Origin of the sequence: Streptococcus gordonii, from assembly GCF_001553855.1 — a bacterium.
GTDB lineage: Bacteria > Bacillota > Bacilli > Lactobacillales > Streptococcaceae > Streptococcus > Streptococcus gordonii.
In genome coordinates this window covers 103,608-117,797 of sequence record NZ_LQWV01000039.1, presented here as the reverse complement: position 1 = coordinate 117,797, position 14,190 = coordinate 103,608, and the positions used below count along the sequence as shown (strand labels likewise).

Here is a 14,190-nt window from a genome sequence, read left to right as displayed (position 1 = left end):
GTTGATTATGGACACGATTGAAAATCTAATTATTGCAATAGTGAAACCTTTGATTTCACAACCAGATGCCTTAACTATCCGAATCGAAGATACTCCAGAGTTTATGGAATATCATCTCGATCTTGATCAAACTGACGTTGGACGTGTTATCGGTCGTAAAGGTCGTACTATCTCTGCCATAAGAACGATTGTCTACTCTGTCCCAACCGAAGATAAAAAAGTACGAATCGTAATTGACGAAAAATAAAATGAGACAGTGGGACACTTGTGTCCTGCTGTTTTCTATTTATTAAAAATGAGCAAGTATGTAATCTATAGGATGGTCTGCCAAACAGATGCTTAGTAATAGGAGTGAGGGATGAAGCCAGAAGATTATGTTTGGAATACCCATGAAAGAGAAATTTATGAGAATGGACAAGTGAGTCTACCTAGTCCGTACAAGCTAAAGATTCTTGATGACGGTCAAAAAAGATTGGAACTGGAGCAAATCTTGGTTCAGCTTCCTCAGAAGCAGCTTGCCCAATGGGCAATGGAACATGCCACTCGCTTTATAGCTATGATAGATATTGGTGACGATCTTGAAAAACAGCAAATCTTGACTCAAGTTCAGGAAGTGTTTGAAGCGCGCCTTGCAGGAAAAGTTTCTGCCTATGAATTAAGGAAGGCTGGATTCTTGGCTCAGCAGCTGTCGCAGCAAGCCAAATCACAAGTCAGTAAGTATGCCGCGCGTGTCTTTGCCCAAGCGGTTGCAACAGCCCATATGCGAGGGCATGCCATTGTCTCAGCGGATTATGCTGTCAAAGTTCTGAATCTGCAGAGTCCAGATGATACAGAAGCAGTTAGAAAAGAAAGAGAAAAGCAGATAGGCTTAGCTACAAAGTGGCAGAAATGTATAAATGAAATCTAGAATGGAGGTAATGGGATGGATCATATTGAAAGAACTGATGGTAGGGTATACTATCGCATAGAAGGGCGAGGTCATGAAGAAACGCTCGTCCTCCTGCATGGTCTGAGTGCTGACTCGGGCATGTTTCAGCCTCAAATAGATTTTTTTAAGGATCGCTATCAGGTTATTGCGCCTGATTTACGAGGAAATGGGCAATCAAGCCAGCTGACTTGTCAGGTGGACCAGGTTCTAGATATCCAGGCAGCAGATGTGCTGGCGATTTTGGAAAAAGAAGGCATCCGCCAAGCCATTATCGGAGGGACTTCCTATGGCGGTATCTTAACCATGCATCTCATGACACAAAATCCGGAAATCTTTAAGGGAGCTTTCTTGTGCGATACTTTTTGTGCGACAGATTTGTCACCAATGATGAATAGACTGGCTCAACTTACGGCTCCTTTGGTGAAATACTCATGGTTTATGAAGCTATCAACCTTCCCGATTTATAAACGATGGCCTTTAGCTCGCTCTTATTTTGTTGACTTATTTGACCGGATGCGACCTGACGAGTCTGTTTTGCAGCGCAGGGCAATTGAAGCCATTGATTATCGTACTGCCTTGGATAAGTGCAAGATTCCTACACTTTTGTTGGCGGGAGATTTTTCAGGGAAATTAGCCAAATGATGAAAACAACTAAAGAACATCTGAGGCTTGCTCAGGATCTTGTCATTGCTGATTCTTTTGATCCGTCAAATCTATGCCAACCAGCTAAATTTAATGCTTTGGTGGAGGACTTTGCTGAGCGGGTTTTTGAAGATAGCGCCGATACCTCTAATCCTGTCAATTGAAAATAACCTCTACGATGCCATTTTCATTTTCGTCTTCAAGAATCTCAAGAGTCTGGTCCTGAACCAGCTCTTTTAGTATCTTAGCCTGAGCTGGGGCAATCTTAAAAACAATCTTCTTAATCCCCTTGATGCCATTTGGGTGGGTGAAGTTTTGAGGTTTGGGGTCAATATTGAAATAAGTCATAAGAAAAGGAAAGCTTGTTCCATGTGGAAAGAAGCAGCGGTATCTTAGCTCGCGATTTTTAGTATCTATCCGTTTGAGGTTGTTGAGAAGCAAGCCCTTGATGCCTATCTTAGCAAGAAATTTAACCTCCTCATCCAAGTCGCCAGAATCTTTTTCAATACAAAGTCCCTGCCAGCCTTCCTCACACTCATCCCAGTAGAAAAAGCGCTCCAGATTTTTAGGTCTGCCAAATAGTTTAGCTATGATTTTGGCTATTACAGGAATGCCCGTATTTTCCAGTAGCTCAATATAGGGGCCTTGACTAAAGTATATCAAGGCATTGTTGGGCTTTTTCTTTCTGCCGTATTCAACGACAAATCCCTTTGCTTCCCATTCCTTGACTGCTCCTTGCAAATTTTTAACCTTGTAAATAAGATGCCCACTTCTCATTTTAGCAGATCCTCCCTCTTATATTTTTTCCATTACCTTAGCATAGATTTTTAGGAATGACAAGTTCTGAGAGAAGATTATCTCCCTTGTACATTCCCCTATATCATGATAAAATACTAGGCAGAGTATAATATGTTGGAGTCGAGATGAATTATTTTAATGTTGGAAAAATTGTCAATACCCAAGGTCTACAAGGTGAGATGCGGGTTTTGTCAGTGACCGATTTTGCAGAAGAACGTTTTAAAAAAGGCAATAGATTAGCCCTGTTTGACAAGAAGGATCAGTTTGTCATGGATGTGGAGATTGCCAGCCATCGCAAGGTTAAGAACTTTGATATTATCAAGTTTAAGGGCATGTATCATATCAATGACATTGAGAAATACCGTGATTTTAGTCTGAAAGTGGCTGAAGAGGATTTGACGGACTTAGAAGATGGTGAATTTTACTACCACGAAATCATCGGACTTGAAGTTTATGAAAATGACCTTCTTCTTGGTACGATTAAGGAAATTCTGCAACCAGGAGCCAATGATGTCTGGGTTGTCAAACGCAAGGGCAAGCGTGATTTGCTGTTACCTTACATTCCGCCAGTGGTTCTGGGCATTGACATTGAGCAAGGTCGGGTTGACGTAGAGATACCGGAAGGATTGGACGATGAAAATTGATATTTTGACCCTCTTTCCGGAGATGTTTGCTCCTTTAGAGCACTCAATTGTAGGTAAAGCGCGGGAAAAAGGACTCTTAGAAATCAATTACCACAATTTCCGAGAAAAGGCAGAGAAGTCTCGTCATGTGGACGATGAGCCATACGGTGGTGGTCAAGGGATGTTGCTTCGGGCCCAGCCTATTTTTGATGCCTATGATGCCATTGAAAAGAAGCAGCCGCGTGTGATTTTGCTGGATCCTGCTGGTCGGACTTTTGACCAAGCCTATGCTGAGGAGCTGGCTAAGGAAGAGGAACTCATCTTCATTTGTGGCCATTACGAAGGCTATGATGAGCGGATCAAGACTTTAGTGACTGATGAGATTTCACTTGGTGATTATGTCCTTACTGGAGGAGAGTTAGCAGCTATGACCATGATTGACGCTACAGTTCGCCTGATTCCAGAGGTTATTGGTAAGGAAGCCAGTCATACAGATGACAGTTTTTCGTCTGGCCTCTTAGAGTATCCTCAGTACACTCGACCCTATGAATATCGGGGTATGGTCGTTCCGGAAGTCCTCATGAGCGGCCATCATGAAAACATCCGCAAGTGGCGTCTCTATGAAAGTCTGAAAAAGACCTATTTAAGACGGCCTGATCTCTTGGAAGATTATGATTTCACAGAAGAAGAAACAGCATTTTTGGATCAAATAAAAGAATCTTTAGAAAGAGAAAATTTTTAAGAATAGTTTAAGACGCCTGTTCTATACTGTAACCATCAAATAAAAACTCCTAATTTTATTTGATAGTATCCTAATCTTTTTCATAATAATCTCCCCAAAAGTCACCATTGGTGGCTTTTTTGTTGTCATAAGGTTTCTGAGAAAAGACGAATATCTTTAAAAATATGAAAAAAATACTTGACAGGATAGCCCAAAAAGCGTAATATGTTAACTGGTTAATAAACTGGTTAAGAAAAAAATGGAAAAAGCTGTTTTTAAGACATGTTTTAGTGTTTTAGAAATAGCTGTTCATTTGACTAATTATTGAACTGGTTAAGGAGTTTTATGAAAATTAAAAGAATACTTCGTTTAATAGCTCTTGTGATAGTAGGGGTCTCACTTGTAGCTTGCACAAAAAAGGAATCGAGTCCACCTCAGAGTCATAAGGGGCTCAAAATTGTTACAAGTTTTTATCCTATCTATTCTATGGTGAAGGAAGTCTCGGGTGACTTGAATGATGTCCGAATGATCCAATCAAGTTCTGGGATTCATGAATTCGAACCATCTGCCAGTGATGTGGCAGCTATTTATGATGCCGATATTTTTGTTTACCATTCAAGAACTTTAGAATCTTGGGCGGGTAGTCTGGATCCAAGTCTTGAAAAGTCTAAGGTTCAAGTGGTTGAAGCTAGTGAAGGTATGCAGTTAGAAAAGGTAGCTGGCCTAGAAGATGTTTCTGCTGATAAGGGAATTGATGAAAAGACTCTTTATGATCCTCATACTTGGTTAGATCCTGACAAAGTAGCTGAAGAGGCACAATTAATTGCTCGACACTTATCTAAGTTAGACAGTAAGAATGCTACAAAATATGAGAAAAATGCCTTGAAGTTTGCTGAAAAGGCTAAAGAACTTAGTAATAAGTATCAAGGAGTTTTTAATGGAATTAAGAATAAGACTTTTGTTACGCAACACACAGCCTTTTCTTATCTGGCCAAGCGTTTTGGTTTGAAGCAGCTTGGGATTTCTGGTATTTCTCCTGACCAAGAGCCCAGTCCAAGACAATTAACTGAAATTCAGGATTTTATTAAGACTTATCAAGTCAAGACCATTTTTGTAGAAAGCAATGCTTCTTCTAAATTGGCAGAAACCCTCAAGAAGGCGACAGGTGTCAATCTTAAGGTATTAAATCCTTTGGAAGCCGACCCTGAAAACGATAAGTCCTATCTGGAGAATTTGGAAGATAACTTTAAAATATTAGCTAAAGAATTAAAAAATTGAGGTTTAGAATGAAAAAGAAATATATCATTGGTTCAGTTGCGGCCTTAGCGACTCTAACAATATGTGGATATGCTATTATGCAACATCAATCAGAACAGACAGAATCAAAAAATAAGGTCGCTTATGTAGAGAAAAAAGCAAATAGTAAACAAAATAGCAAAGCCAGAAAGGCTGAAAACCTAAAACCTGACCAGGTTAGTGCTAAAGAAGGTATTGCAGCAGAGCAGATTGTCGTTAAAATCACTGCAGAGGGCTATGTTACTTCTCACGGTGATCACTATCATTACTATAACGGGAAAGTCCCATTTGATGCGATTCTTAGTGAAGAATTGATTATGCGTGATCCCAATTATCAGTTGCAAGAAGCTGATATAGTCAATCAGGTAAAAGACGGTTATATTATTAAAGTAGCTGGGAAGTATTATCTATACTTGACGAATGCTAAAGAAACAACTAATGTTCGGTCAGTCGATGAAATTGCTCGACAACGTCAGCTTCATCCTGGTAAGGAAGACGAAGCTGGAGTCGAAACGGATGGTAAATCAAGTCAAAATCAATCCAGAAAGACGCAGGACTTTAGTCGTCCAAGTGCTTCGTTTGCTGCTGGGAAAAGAAGTACTTCACCTGTGAATACTGCATCACAGAATAGGGGAGGCGCTTATACGACGGACGATGGTTATGTTTTTAGTCCTTCTGACATTATATCGGACACAGGTGATGGTTATTTGGTTCCTCATGCTGGTCACATTCATTATATTCCAAAGGGAGACTTATCAGCTGGTGAATTAGCTGCTGCTCAAGCTTATTGGAACTATTTGCAAGGCAGAAATCAACAGGCTTCTTCGACTGATAAACCATCTGGAGAAGAAAATTCGAATCTTGCAAACAATCCTTCTCAAGACCAGAACACTGGCCATATAGCAAATTCTAATCATCAAGCAAATCATGATCCAGCTCCTGTTCCAAGTCAGCCTTCCAAGCCCAATCAAACTGGAGGAGTAGGATTAGTCACTAAACCGAGTGGTCAAGGAACTGAGGTTAGCAAAAACTATCAGGATGAATTGCAGAAGCTTTACGGCATGCCGAAAGAAAAACGTTATGCTGAAAAAGATGGATTGATTTTTGATCCTGCAAAAATTGCCCATAGGACAGCTGAGGGAGTGGCTATTCCTCACGGGAACCATTATCACTTTATCCCATATAGTAGCTTGTCATCTCTAGAAGAAGAGATTGCAAGAAATATTCCAATAGCTGGTCAAAAGACTTACCCTAAGTCAGCTACAAGTACACCTACTCAGCCTTCTAAACCAAGTGAATCAACAAAACCAGTTGAAAAAGATGACCACGGTTTCCATGCTGAAAATGTCATCTCAAAAGATGAGGAAGGATACGTTGTTCAACATGGTGGTCATGCGCATTACTTCTTTAAAAAGGATTTGACAGCAGATCAGATTGCTGCAGCTGAAGCACAGTTGACAAAGCATCAACATTCAGCGCAAGCAAGTCAAGAGAACTCTGATTATGATCGTTTTTCTCGTGATGCGAGCGATGAAGAAAAGATGGCCTATATCTCTAAAACATATGGAGTTCCTCGTGAAGCCATTAAGATTTCTAAAGGTTTCTTCGTCTTTAATAATCCGGATCAAGCTTATGATCCAACCCATATCCATCCATATGCTGTTAGAAAAGAACATGTCCGTATTCCTTTAGAAACTGGAAATCCTGAGTTAGACTTCTTAAACGAACTCTACACAACGGCTCTTCGTTCAGGTTTGTCACCATACAGCATTCAAGTCGAAAACGGTCAGTTTGTCATTCCTCATGGAGATCACAATCATTACATCCGAGTTCAATCTAAAGGGGTTAACTTAGGCTTGAAGAATAAATTGCCTGCTTTACAATCAGCATATCAGGCCGGAGCTTATAGTGAAAAGGCAGTTTTAGAGAAAGTAGACTCACTGCTAGCTGCTAGTCGAACAATCTACGAAAATGATCTCTTGATGCAACGTCGAATTGAGCTTGCTTTAGGGAATTTTGTAGAAACCATGAAGCAGTTACCGAGCAACTCAACGGCTGGTTATTTAGCAAGTTTAGAGCAGTTTGATAAGCATTATATCCATGTGGATAAAAATGCCCAGACTGAGCAACTGACAGAAGTAGATAAGAAGTATCAGGAATTAGTTGATAAGATCAAACGCTTGGAAACAGATAGCTACAATGTTAATAAAGCTTCCTTACTAAGCGACTTGCAAATGGCAAAGGTTGCAAAAAATGAAGATAAGATGAAAGAAATTGATCAGCTTCTGACCAGTCTTCAAGATTATCAAGACCGGACAGGTATGACCTCTGTCGAATATCTTAAGACCTTCTACCTTGCTGTAGATGATGCTCGCCTGCAACCGGAACTACGTAAAAAAGTTGCCGATTTAGCTATGAAACTTTATAAGTCGCAAGCCTTTATCGAGGCTGTGGATTTGAAAGCTTTATTCTTGGATCTCTATCAAACCAAACTAGAAGTTGATAAGGCTCTTGCTAGTGGAGAGGCAAGTCGAGCTAAAGATAAAACTATTCTAGATACCGAAAAAACGGATGATCAGAACTACAAAACAGCCATTTACGGTTTCTTAAAAGAACTTTATGGTGAATTTGCGCCACAGCCAAAAGTAGAAATTCCTGATGCAACCTTCCAAGCACTCTTCCTGCAAGGACAAACACTTTTAGATAAGGTTAAAGATTCTACTAGTCAAGAAAACTACAAGAATCAATTATTGGCTCTTCAAGCTGATCTTAAAGAAGGACGTAAAGATCGGGAGACCATCTTGGAAGAGCTTAAGTTACTCTTATCTCAAATGGTTGATACTATTAAAAATCAGCAAGAAGAAACAAATCCAAAAGATCAAGAACTGTATAAGAAAATTTATGCTTTACTGATGGCGGCCCATAAGCTACTTGAAGAGCAAAATGCGTCAGATGAATTATTTACTAAAGTAGATACTTTATTTGATAAGCTTGCAGATAGCAAAGTCAATAAAGAAGAGTTGCTTGCCGAAGTTCAATCGTTTGTTGAAGGGCTTCAAAATCAAGGGAAGGTAGAAAAACCAGTTTCTGATACAGCTAAATCAGAGGAAAAAGAATCTGAGACTGCAAAACCTACGGAAACTCCAACCGATAGTTCATCCAATCAGGCATCTAGTGAGCCTAATGATTCTGCTGGTCCATCAAGTGAAAGTTCCAGTCCAATAGAAGCGGTTAGTCCTGCTTCAGAGCTAAAAGATCAAGGAAGCGAGGCTACTCAAGAAGAGCCAGCTCAGTCTTCTGAACAGGCATCCACGACAAATGAAGTAAGCAACTAATAAAGAAAAGATTTATTCTGTGAAAATTTTAATAAGATTACCTAGGATTTATCAGACGAAATCTCATTCATAAAAGCCTAATCAAATTAGAAGAATAAAAAAACGAACAAGCTNNAGCTTGTTCGTTTTTTTATGTTCAAGAGAGGTTTATTTTTCTTGATAAGAGACGATACCGATAATGGTATCGACAGCGCGTTCCATGGTTTCTAGGCTGACATACTCAAAGCGTCCGTGCATGTTCTCACCGCCGGCAAAGAGGTTCGGTGTCGGGATGCCCATAAAGGAAATTTTTGAGCCGTCAGTTCCGCCACGGATAGGCTCGATAATAGGCTGGATGTCAAGACTTTCCATAACCGCCTTAGCGATAATGATAGGGGTCATGTCTTTTTCAATGACCTGCTTCATATTATAATACTGGTCTTTGAGGGTCAAGTTGATACGCTCGCTGCCCAGCTCTTGGTTCATCTTATCAGCAATGGCCTGCAAAGTAGCTTTGCGATTTTCAAACGCATCTGTCTCAAAGTCACGGATAATGTAGCTTGCTTGGGCTTCTTCGACTGCACCAGTCAGATTCATCAGGTGGTAGAAGCCTTGGTAGCCCTCAGTCTTCTCTGGTCGATCAGCTTCTGGTAGCTGGTTGTGGAAGTCAATAGCCAGCTGGAGAGCATTGATCATTTGGTCTTTGGCAGTTCCTGGATGGACATTGCGGCCTTGGAAGGTCAGTTCAGCTCCAGCAGCGCTAAAGGTTTCGTACTGGAGCTCGCCTAGTGGTCCGCCGTCCACTGTGTAGGCAAAGTCCACATCGAAGTCTTCAGCGTCAAACTTATCAGCTCCGACGCCGATTTCTTCGTCTGGGCCAAATCCCACTCGGATTTCTCCATGCTTGATTTCTGGATGGGCAGACAGGTATTCGATAGCAGTCATGATTTCAGCAATACCAGACTTATCATCTGCTCCCAAAAGGGTGGTTCCGTCAGTAGTAATTAAGGTTTGGCCCTTGTATTTATGGAGGCTGGCAAAGTCCGCAGGATCTAAGTTGAAGCCAGATTGCCCCAGCGGAATCACTCCGCCATCATAATTCTCAATGACCTGTGGCTGGATGTTTTCTGCGTTGAAGTCCGCCGTATCCATGTGGGAAATAAAGCCAATCTTGCGGGTAAAGCTGGGGTCGTTGGCAGGCAGAGTTCCAATCGCAAAGCCGTTGGGCAGGTAGTAGACATTTTCCAAGCCAACCCGCTTCATTTCAGGAATGAGGACATTTTTGGCAAAGTCCACCTGACTCTGGGTACTGGGTGTAGTAGTAGATGTCTCGTCTGAGCGCGTGTTGACCTTGACATATGTCAGGAAACGCTCTAAAAGATTAGGATATTTCATAAAATCTCTTCTTTCATTTTGATTTAAATCTATTTTAGCATATTGATATGTTTCTGACAAAGTAGAAAAGAATAGAAAAGTCATACTTATTTTGACTGATATCATGTTATAATAGCAGAGAGCTTTAGAAAAAGAGGGAAATATGACTAAAAAAGCTATTTTGATGATGACCTTTGGTTCGCCAGAAGGTTATACTTTTGAAGACGTTGCTGCATTTTTTACTAATATCCGTCGAGGTGTTCGTCCAAAAGACCAAGAAATTCAGCATCTTTACGATAACTATCAGTTAATTGGTGGAAGTCCTTTACAGGAAATTACGAGAGAAGAAGTCGAGCTGGTCGGACAAGTTTTATCAAACGAATATGCAGTATATTTTGCAAATAAATTCTCATCCCCCTTCATTCCAGACCTTATTCGTCAAATGGAGTTGGATGGCATTGAAGAATGTATCTGTCTGATTTTGGAACCACATTATTCTTTTTACTCGGTTATGGGATATGAAAAGTTCATCCATAGTGAGAAAATCCGTTTTAATATCATCAAGGACTGGTACCGTTCAGAAGATTTGTTAAACTTTTGGGTAGATGAAATTAGGAAGATTATCGATAAACAAGTCAAGGGTGAAAGCTTCAAAGTTATTTTTTCAGCACATAGTGTACCACTATTAGCTTTAGATTTTGAAGATCCTTATATTGATCAAATTGTTGACAATGCACAGATGATTGCAGAACGCTTGGGACTATCTTCTTCAGAATATACTAATACTTGGCAAAGTGAAAGTGATATCGGCCTTCCTTGGATCAAACCAGATGTCTTAGAGTATCTTCGTGATCAGACAGTGCATCCTAAACACTATATTTTTGTTCCGATTAGTTTTATCAGTGAGCATATAGAAGTTCTTTTTGATAATGATGTGGAATGTCGAGAACTGTGTCAAGAGCTTGGTGTAGCTTATCATCGTCCACCAATGCCCAATGCAGATCCCCGTTTGATTGCTGCAATCGTGGCGACCATTCGTAAGCATGAAGGAGATGAATTTCAGTATCTTTATCCAGAAGAAACGACCTTTGATGAATTGGCTCCTTCTGAGATAAGTTCTAAGATATTAAAAGAAATAGATGAGCCTCAGATGCCTGAATTTGTAAAAAAACTAATTGAAAAAAAGGGAATTGAAAACGTAAAAATGCCCTATTTTGTTAAGAAAATGCTAGAAAAAAAGGGAAGAATCAAGCATTAAAAATGAATGTATGTTATTCTATTTATTGTTAAATAATGAATTTTAGCCTTTTAAAGAGGTAAAATACAAATTTTGAAGGAGTCGATATGTCTTTTAAAAGAGTTATATTTTTAATTTTAGCAGTTTTTGCTGTTTATCATGCTTTTGTAACTCCATTACCTGCTGATTCAGATGTTTCTTATAGGATGGGGGCTCTCACAGCTAATGTGTTACTTCCGGTCTTATTATTGTATTTTGCTTTTAAAAAAGAAAAGCCTAAAAATGAAAAGCTTAAAAAAGAAAAGAATAAAGAATAATTCAACCGAAGTGATATATGGATAGTTAAGAAGTTTGGAACTTATTGTATTTTTAACTATATTTGACTAAAAAGCTCTCTGAGAAAAATTCTCAGAGAGCTTTTACTATGATTAGTATATAAGTTTAAAGTAATCATTTAAGACGTGAAATGGTTACATGGTAAAGACAATAGCGATGTATTGAAAGGCAGAGGCGGCAAGAATAAAGAGATGCCAAATCATATGAAAATAGGGTTTTTTCTTGGCATAAAATCCTGCTCCAATGGTATAGCAAAGGCCTCCAGCCAGCATCAATCCCCAGAAAAGCGGGCTTGTTTGGCTAATAATTGGTGGGATAATAAAGACAACCAGCCAGCCCATCATAAGATAAAGAGCGAGACTAAACTTCTCATTGACCTTTTTGGCAAATATCTTGTAGAGAATACCAAAGATTGTCGTACCCCACTGGATTAGAATAATCAAATAACCCAACCAGTTATTCATCAAAGCCAAGACAACTGGAGTATAGCTACCCGCAATGGCAATATAAATCATACTATGATCTATGATACGTAGGATATATTTATGAGTTGAGCCATAAGACATGGAGTGGTAGATTGTTGATGAAAGAAACATGAGAAAGAGACTGATGACAAAAATGGAGACGCCAATAGCTGATAGTAAGCCATGGACTTCATAGCTATAAATAGCTGATAAGGGGAGTAGGATAAGAGTAAGGACAGAACCTACTGCATGGGTAACAGCATTTGCCACTTCCTCGCCAAAACTCAAACGTTTACTTAATTTCATGGTTAGATTCATTTGGATGTGCTCCTTTCAATTCTAGAGATAATTGTCTGGTTTGATGGTAGAGTTTGACTGTCTGACAAGCAGATGAAACAAGTGGATGAATTTCCATATCCGTCTCTTCTTTCATATAGCTAACAAATTGATTGTAAAAGAGTTCGGAACTTTCTTGGTTTTTCACTAGATACTCCACTGTCTCAATAATATCCTGAATAGGAAATACTGGTTTTAGAGTTGTGAGAATAATTAGCCGAGCAATTTGTGTGCGATTGTATTTCTTCTTGATTGGTTTTTGAATGTGTGCATGCTTGACATAATTATTAATCATCGCTGCTGTTAAGACTTTTTCCTGTCCTGGAAAAGCCTTTTGATTGACAGAGTTAACGTATAATAGGACCTGGTCTAAATATAAATCAAGATCAGGTAATTCTTGCCAGAGGGGAAAGGATATCATAAAATATCAACCTTTCTATAATCTAGTATCGATAACTAGATTATATGATATAAAATATAATTAGTCAAGAATAAATCGTAAAGATAGTCAGGAAAATACAAGTTTTGTTATAATAAATCTATGAAAATTTTAATCCCAACAGCAAAAGAACTAAACACCCAAGTCGCTCAGATTGAGCCGAAAACTTTATCTGAAAAGACGAAATTAATTATTCAGGCTTTGAGTCAGTATTCAGTGACTGACTTAGCCCAGCTATATCAGATTCGGCCAGAGAAAGCAGAAGAAGAATACCAACGTATTCAGGAACTTCAAAATGAGACAGCACCAACCTATCCTGCTCTCTATCTTTTTGACGGTCTCATGTACCGAAACATTAAGCGTAAGGATCTGAGCAAGGAAGAAGAACGGTATATCCGAAATAATCTCTTGATTACCTCTAGCTTGTATGGAGTGATTCCGGCTTTGGCGCCCATTGCTCCCCACCGTTTGGACTTTATGACGAAGTTCAAGGTCGAAAAACAATCATTGAAAAAGCTATGGACAGAAACCTATGGTCAAGCAGTTGCAGATCAAGAAACTCTGCTCTCCCTCTTGTCTAGTGAGTTTGAAGATGTCTTTCCTAAAGAGGTGAGAGACAAGATGATTCGCTTCAAATTCATGGAAGAAAAAGATGGAAAACGGAAAATTCATTCGACTATCTCCAAAAAGGCGCGTGGCCAATTTTTAACTGCTCTAATAGAAGACCAAATTCAGAACATACAAGACATCAAGAAATTAAGCTTTGCTGGCTTTGCATTTCAAGAAAATCTATCGACTGACCAAGAACTCGTTTTTATTAAGCAGGTTTGAAAAAGTGAGGCTTTATTAGCTATGAGCTAATGAAGGTCTGAAGTACGTTTTTAGAACTAGTCAATCGCTTATTGAAAGTTCTTTAAAATGCCCTGAACATCTAATTTAACAAGAGACGTATCGGACCTTGTATGATGAATACGGTCGATATGTCTGTGTCAGAAGTGCATTCTAAAACCCCTCGCAATATTTTGCGAGGGGTTAGTGTCTTATTGGTTGTTTTTGGATTTAATCGATAGCTGCAAGAAGTGCATCTGCTTGGGCTTTTAGTCCCGCAAGAGTTTCTGAGCTAGCAATAAATTTACCGTCTACCCAAGCAGAATCATTGACTTGAGCTGAGGTGAATTCTCCCACAGCAGTTGTCCGAATAAATGGTAGTAAGTCTTTATAGATAGCAAACATTGGTTCTTGTCCTGCATTCGCAACTGAAGAGACAGTCACAATCTTCTCGTTAATAGCAGAAGCGCCACGAGGATCAGAAAGATCAAGTGAACGAGAGAGCCAGTCTAACAGGTTTTTCACTGAACCAGGAATAGAGAAGTTGTAAACTGGTGAGAAAATCCAGATAGCGTCTGCAGCTTGGACTTCTTCACGGACCTTAGCAACAGCTGAAGGGGTTGACTGTTCCAAATCTTGGCTAAAGATTGGAACTTGAGACCAATCGAGGTAAGACACGTCAGCTTTACCAGCTAAAGCTTTTTCAGCTTCTTGTGCCAGTTGGTTGTTAAAAGAACCTTGACGAAGGGATCCAACGATAAATAGTACTTTAGACATTATGAGTCCTCCATATTTTTTAATCAAAGAGGGATAGACCTCTTGTTACCGATTATGTTACAACAAATATTACTAAT

General features: G+C 39.4%; 14 protein-coding genes and 1 pseudogene. 10 read left to right on the top strand and 5 right to left on the bottom strand.

What is annotated here, in order from left to right:
• Positions 1-7: 7 nt before the first annotated feature.
• The 3 genes and pseudogenes from AWH02_RS09105 (at position 8) to AWH02_RS09095 (ending at position 1,734) form a co-directional block, all read left to right on the top strand.
• Complete coding sequence (locus tag AWH02_RS09105) at positions 8-247, top strand: KH domain-containing protein (protein ID WP_008809259.1); 240 nt, start codon at positions 8-10, stop codon at positions 245-247.
• Between the two features lie 111 nt (positions 248-358).
• Positions 359-907 carry a putative immunity protein gene (locus AWH02_RS09100; protein ID WP_060553495.1) on the top strand — a complete coding sequence of 183 codons (549 nt, stop codon included), beginning with the start codon at positions 359-361 and terminating at the stop codon, positions 905-907.
• Positions 908-922: 15 nt separating this feature from the next.
• Positions 923-1,734: pseudogene (locus AWH02_RS09095) on the top strand (alpha/beta fold hydrolase).
• Here the strand turns inward: AWH02_RS09095 and AWH02_RS09090 are convergent.
• Positions 1,727-2,347 carry a VOC family protein gene (locus AWH02_RS09090; RefSeq protein WP_060553496.1) on the bottom strand — a complete coding sequence of 207 codons (621 nt, stop codon included), beginning with the start codon at positions 2,345-2,347 and terminating at the stop codon, positions 1,727-1,729. The pseudogene AWH02_RS09095 and the gene AWH02_RS09090 overlap by 8 nt on opposite strands.
• A gap of 146 nt (positions 2,348-2,493) precedes the next feature.
• Between AWH02_RS09090 and rimM the strand changes: the two genes are divergently transcribed.
• The 4 genes from rimM (at position 2,494) to AWH02_RS09070 (ending at position 8,343) form a co-directional block, all read left to right on the top strand.
• Positions 2,494-3,012: a ribosome maturation factor RimM gene (rimM, locus tag AWH02_RS09085; protein WP_060553497.1), complete on the top strand. Its 519-nt coding sequence runs from the start codon at positions 2,494-2,496 to the stop codon at positions 3,010-3,012.
• Complete coding sequence (gene trmD, locus AWH02_RS09080) at positions 3,002-3,733, top strand: tRNA (guanosine(37)-N1)-methyltransferase TrmD (RefSeq protein ID WP_045635248.1); 732 nt, start codon at positions 3,002-3,004, stop codon at positions 3,731-3,733. Before rimM ends, trmD begins: the two co-directional genes overlap by 11 nt.
• Before the next feature lie 324 nt (positions 3,734-4,057).
• Entirely contained in the window at positions 4,058-4,990 is a 933-nt protein-coding gene (locus tag AWH02_RS09075) for a metal ABC transporter solute-binding protein, Zn/Mn family (protein WP_060553498.1), read from the top strand.
• A gap of 8 nt (positions 4,991-4,998) precedes the next feature.
• A complete protein-coding gene (locus AWH02_RS09070; protein WP_060553499.1) occupies positions 4,999-8,343 on the top strand; it encodes a pneumococcal-type histidine triad protein in 3,345 nt (1,114 codons plus the stop codon).
• A gap of 147 nt (positions 8,344-8,490) precedes the next feature.
• On the opposite strand, the gene pepT is transcribed toward AWH02_RS09070, so the two are convergent.
• Complete coding sequence (gene pepT / locus AWH02_RS09065) at positions 8,491-9,717, bottom strand: peptidase T (RefSeq protein ID WP_060553500.1); 1,227 nt, start codon at positions 9,715-9,717, stop codon at positions 8,491-8,493.
• 142 nt (positions 9,718-9,859) lie between these two features.
• Here pepT and hemH point away from each other — a divergent pair, with 142 nt between their 5' ends.
• Positions 9,860-10,954: a ferrochelatase gene (gene hemH / locus AWH02_RS09060; protein ID WP_060553501.1), complete on the top strand. Its 1,095-nt coding sequence runs from the start codon at positions 9,860-9,862 to the stop codon at positions 10,952-10,954.
• A gap of 86 nt (positions 10,955-11,040) precedes the next feature.
• The gene (locus AWH02_RS09055) at positions 11,041-11,250 is read left to right on the top strand and encodes a hypothetical protein (protein ID WP_060954925.1); all 210 of its coding nucleotides are present in this window, start codon (positions 11,041-11,043) and stop codon (positions 11,248-11,250) included.
• 153 nt (positions 11,251-11,403) lie between these two features.
• Here AWH02_RS09055 and trhA read toward each other — a convergent pair whose 3' ends face one another.
• Together trhA and AWH02_RS09045 are read right to left on the bottom strand one after the other, a co-directional pair.
• Positions 11,404-12,051, bottom strand: coding sequence for a PAQR family membrane homeostasis protein TrhA (gene trhA, locus AWH02_RS09050; protein ID WP_012000697.1), 648 nt, complete (start codon positions 12,049-12,051; stop codon positions 11,404-11,406).
• The gene (locus tag AWH02_RS09045) at positions 12,026-12,490 is read right to left on the bottom strand and encodes a DUF1836 domain-containing protein (protein WP_060553503.1); all 465 of its coding nucleotides are present in this window, start codon (positions 12,488-12,490) and stop codon (positions 12,026-12,028) included. Before AWH02_RS09045 ends, trhA begins: the two co-directional genes overlap by 26 nt.
• Positions 12,491-12,610: 120 nt before the next feature.
• On the opposite strand from AWH02_RS09045, the gene yaaA reads away from it, so the two are divergent.
• Positions 12,611-13,339 (top strand): peroxide stress protein YaaA, encoded by a 729-nt coding sequence (yaaA, locus tag AWH02_RS09040; RefSeq protein WP_060553504.1) that lies wholly within the window; start codon positions 12,611-12,613, stop codon positions 13,337-13,339.
• 228 nt (positions 13,340-13,567) lie between these two features.
• On the opposite strand, the gene AWH02_RS09035 is transcribed toward yaaA, so the two are convergent.
• Positions 13,568-14,116 carry an NADPH-dependent FMN reductase gene (locus AWH02_RS09035; RefSeq protein ID WP_111705923.1) on the bottom strand — a complete coding sequence of 183 codons (549 nt, stop codon included), beginning with the start codon at positions 14,114-14,116 and terminating at the stop codon, positions 13,568-13,570.
• Positions 14,117-14,190 lie beyond the last annotated feature (74 nt).

Coding starts and splice junctions, on each gene's coding strand:
- AWH02_RS09070 (WP_060553499.1), top strand. CDS start 4,999: ATGAAAAAGAAATATATCATTGGTTCAGTTGCGGCCTTAGCGACTCTA.
- trhA (WP_012000697.1), bottom strand. CDS start 12,051: ATGAATCTAACCATGAAATTAAGTAAACGTTTGAGTTTTGGCGAGGAA.
- pepT (WP_060553500.1), bottom strand. CDS start 9,717: ATGAAATATCCTAATCTTTTAGAGCGTTTCCTGACATATGTCAAGGTC.
- yaaA (WP_060553504.1), top strand. CDS start 12,611: ATGAAAATTTTAATCCCAACAGCAAAAGAACTAAACACCCAAGTCGCT.
- AWH02_RS09055 (WP_060954925.1), top strand. CDS start 11,041: ATGTCTTTTAAAAGAGTTATATTTTTAATTTTAGCAGTTTTTGCTGTT.
- rimM (WP_060553497.1), top strand. CDS start 2,494: ATGAATTATTTTAATGTTGGAAAAATTGTCAATACCCAAGGTCTACAA.
- AWH02_RS09045 (WP_060553503.1), bottom strand. CDS start 12,490: ATGATATCCTTTCCCCTCTGGCAAGAATTACCTGATCTTGATTTATAT.
- AWH02_RS09075 (WP_060553498.1), top strand. CDS start 4,058: ATGAAAATTAAAAGAATACTTCGTTTAATAGCTCTTGTGATAGTAGGG.
- AWH02_RS09090 (WP_060553496.1), bottom strand. CDS start 2,347: ATGAGAAGTGGGCATCTTATTTACAAGGTTAAAAATTTGCAAGGAGCA.
- AWH02_RS09100 (WP_060553495.1), top strand. CDS start 359: ATGAAGCCAGAAGATTATGTTTGGAATACCCATGAAAGAGAAATTTAT.
- trmD (WP_045635248.1), top strand. CDS start 3,002: ATGAAAATTGATATTTTGACCCTCTTTCCGGAGATGTTTGCTCCTTTA.
- hemH (WP_060553501.1), top strand. CDS start 9,860: ATGACTAAAAAAGCTATTTTGATGATGACCTTTGGTTCGCCAGAAGGT.
- AWH02_RS09105 (WP_008809259.1), top strand. CDS start 8: ATGGACACGATTGAAAATCTAATTATTGCAATAGTGAAACCTTTGATT.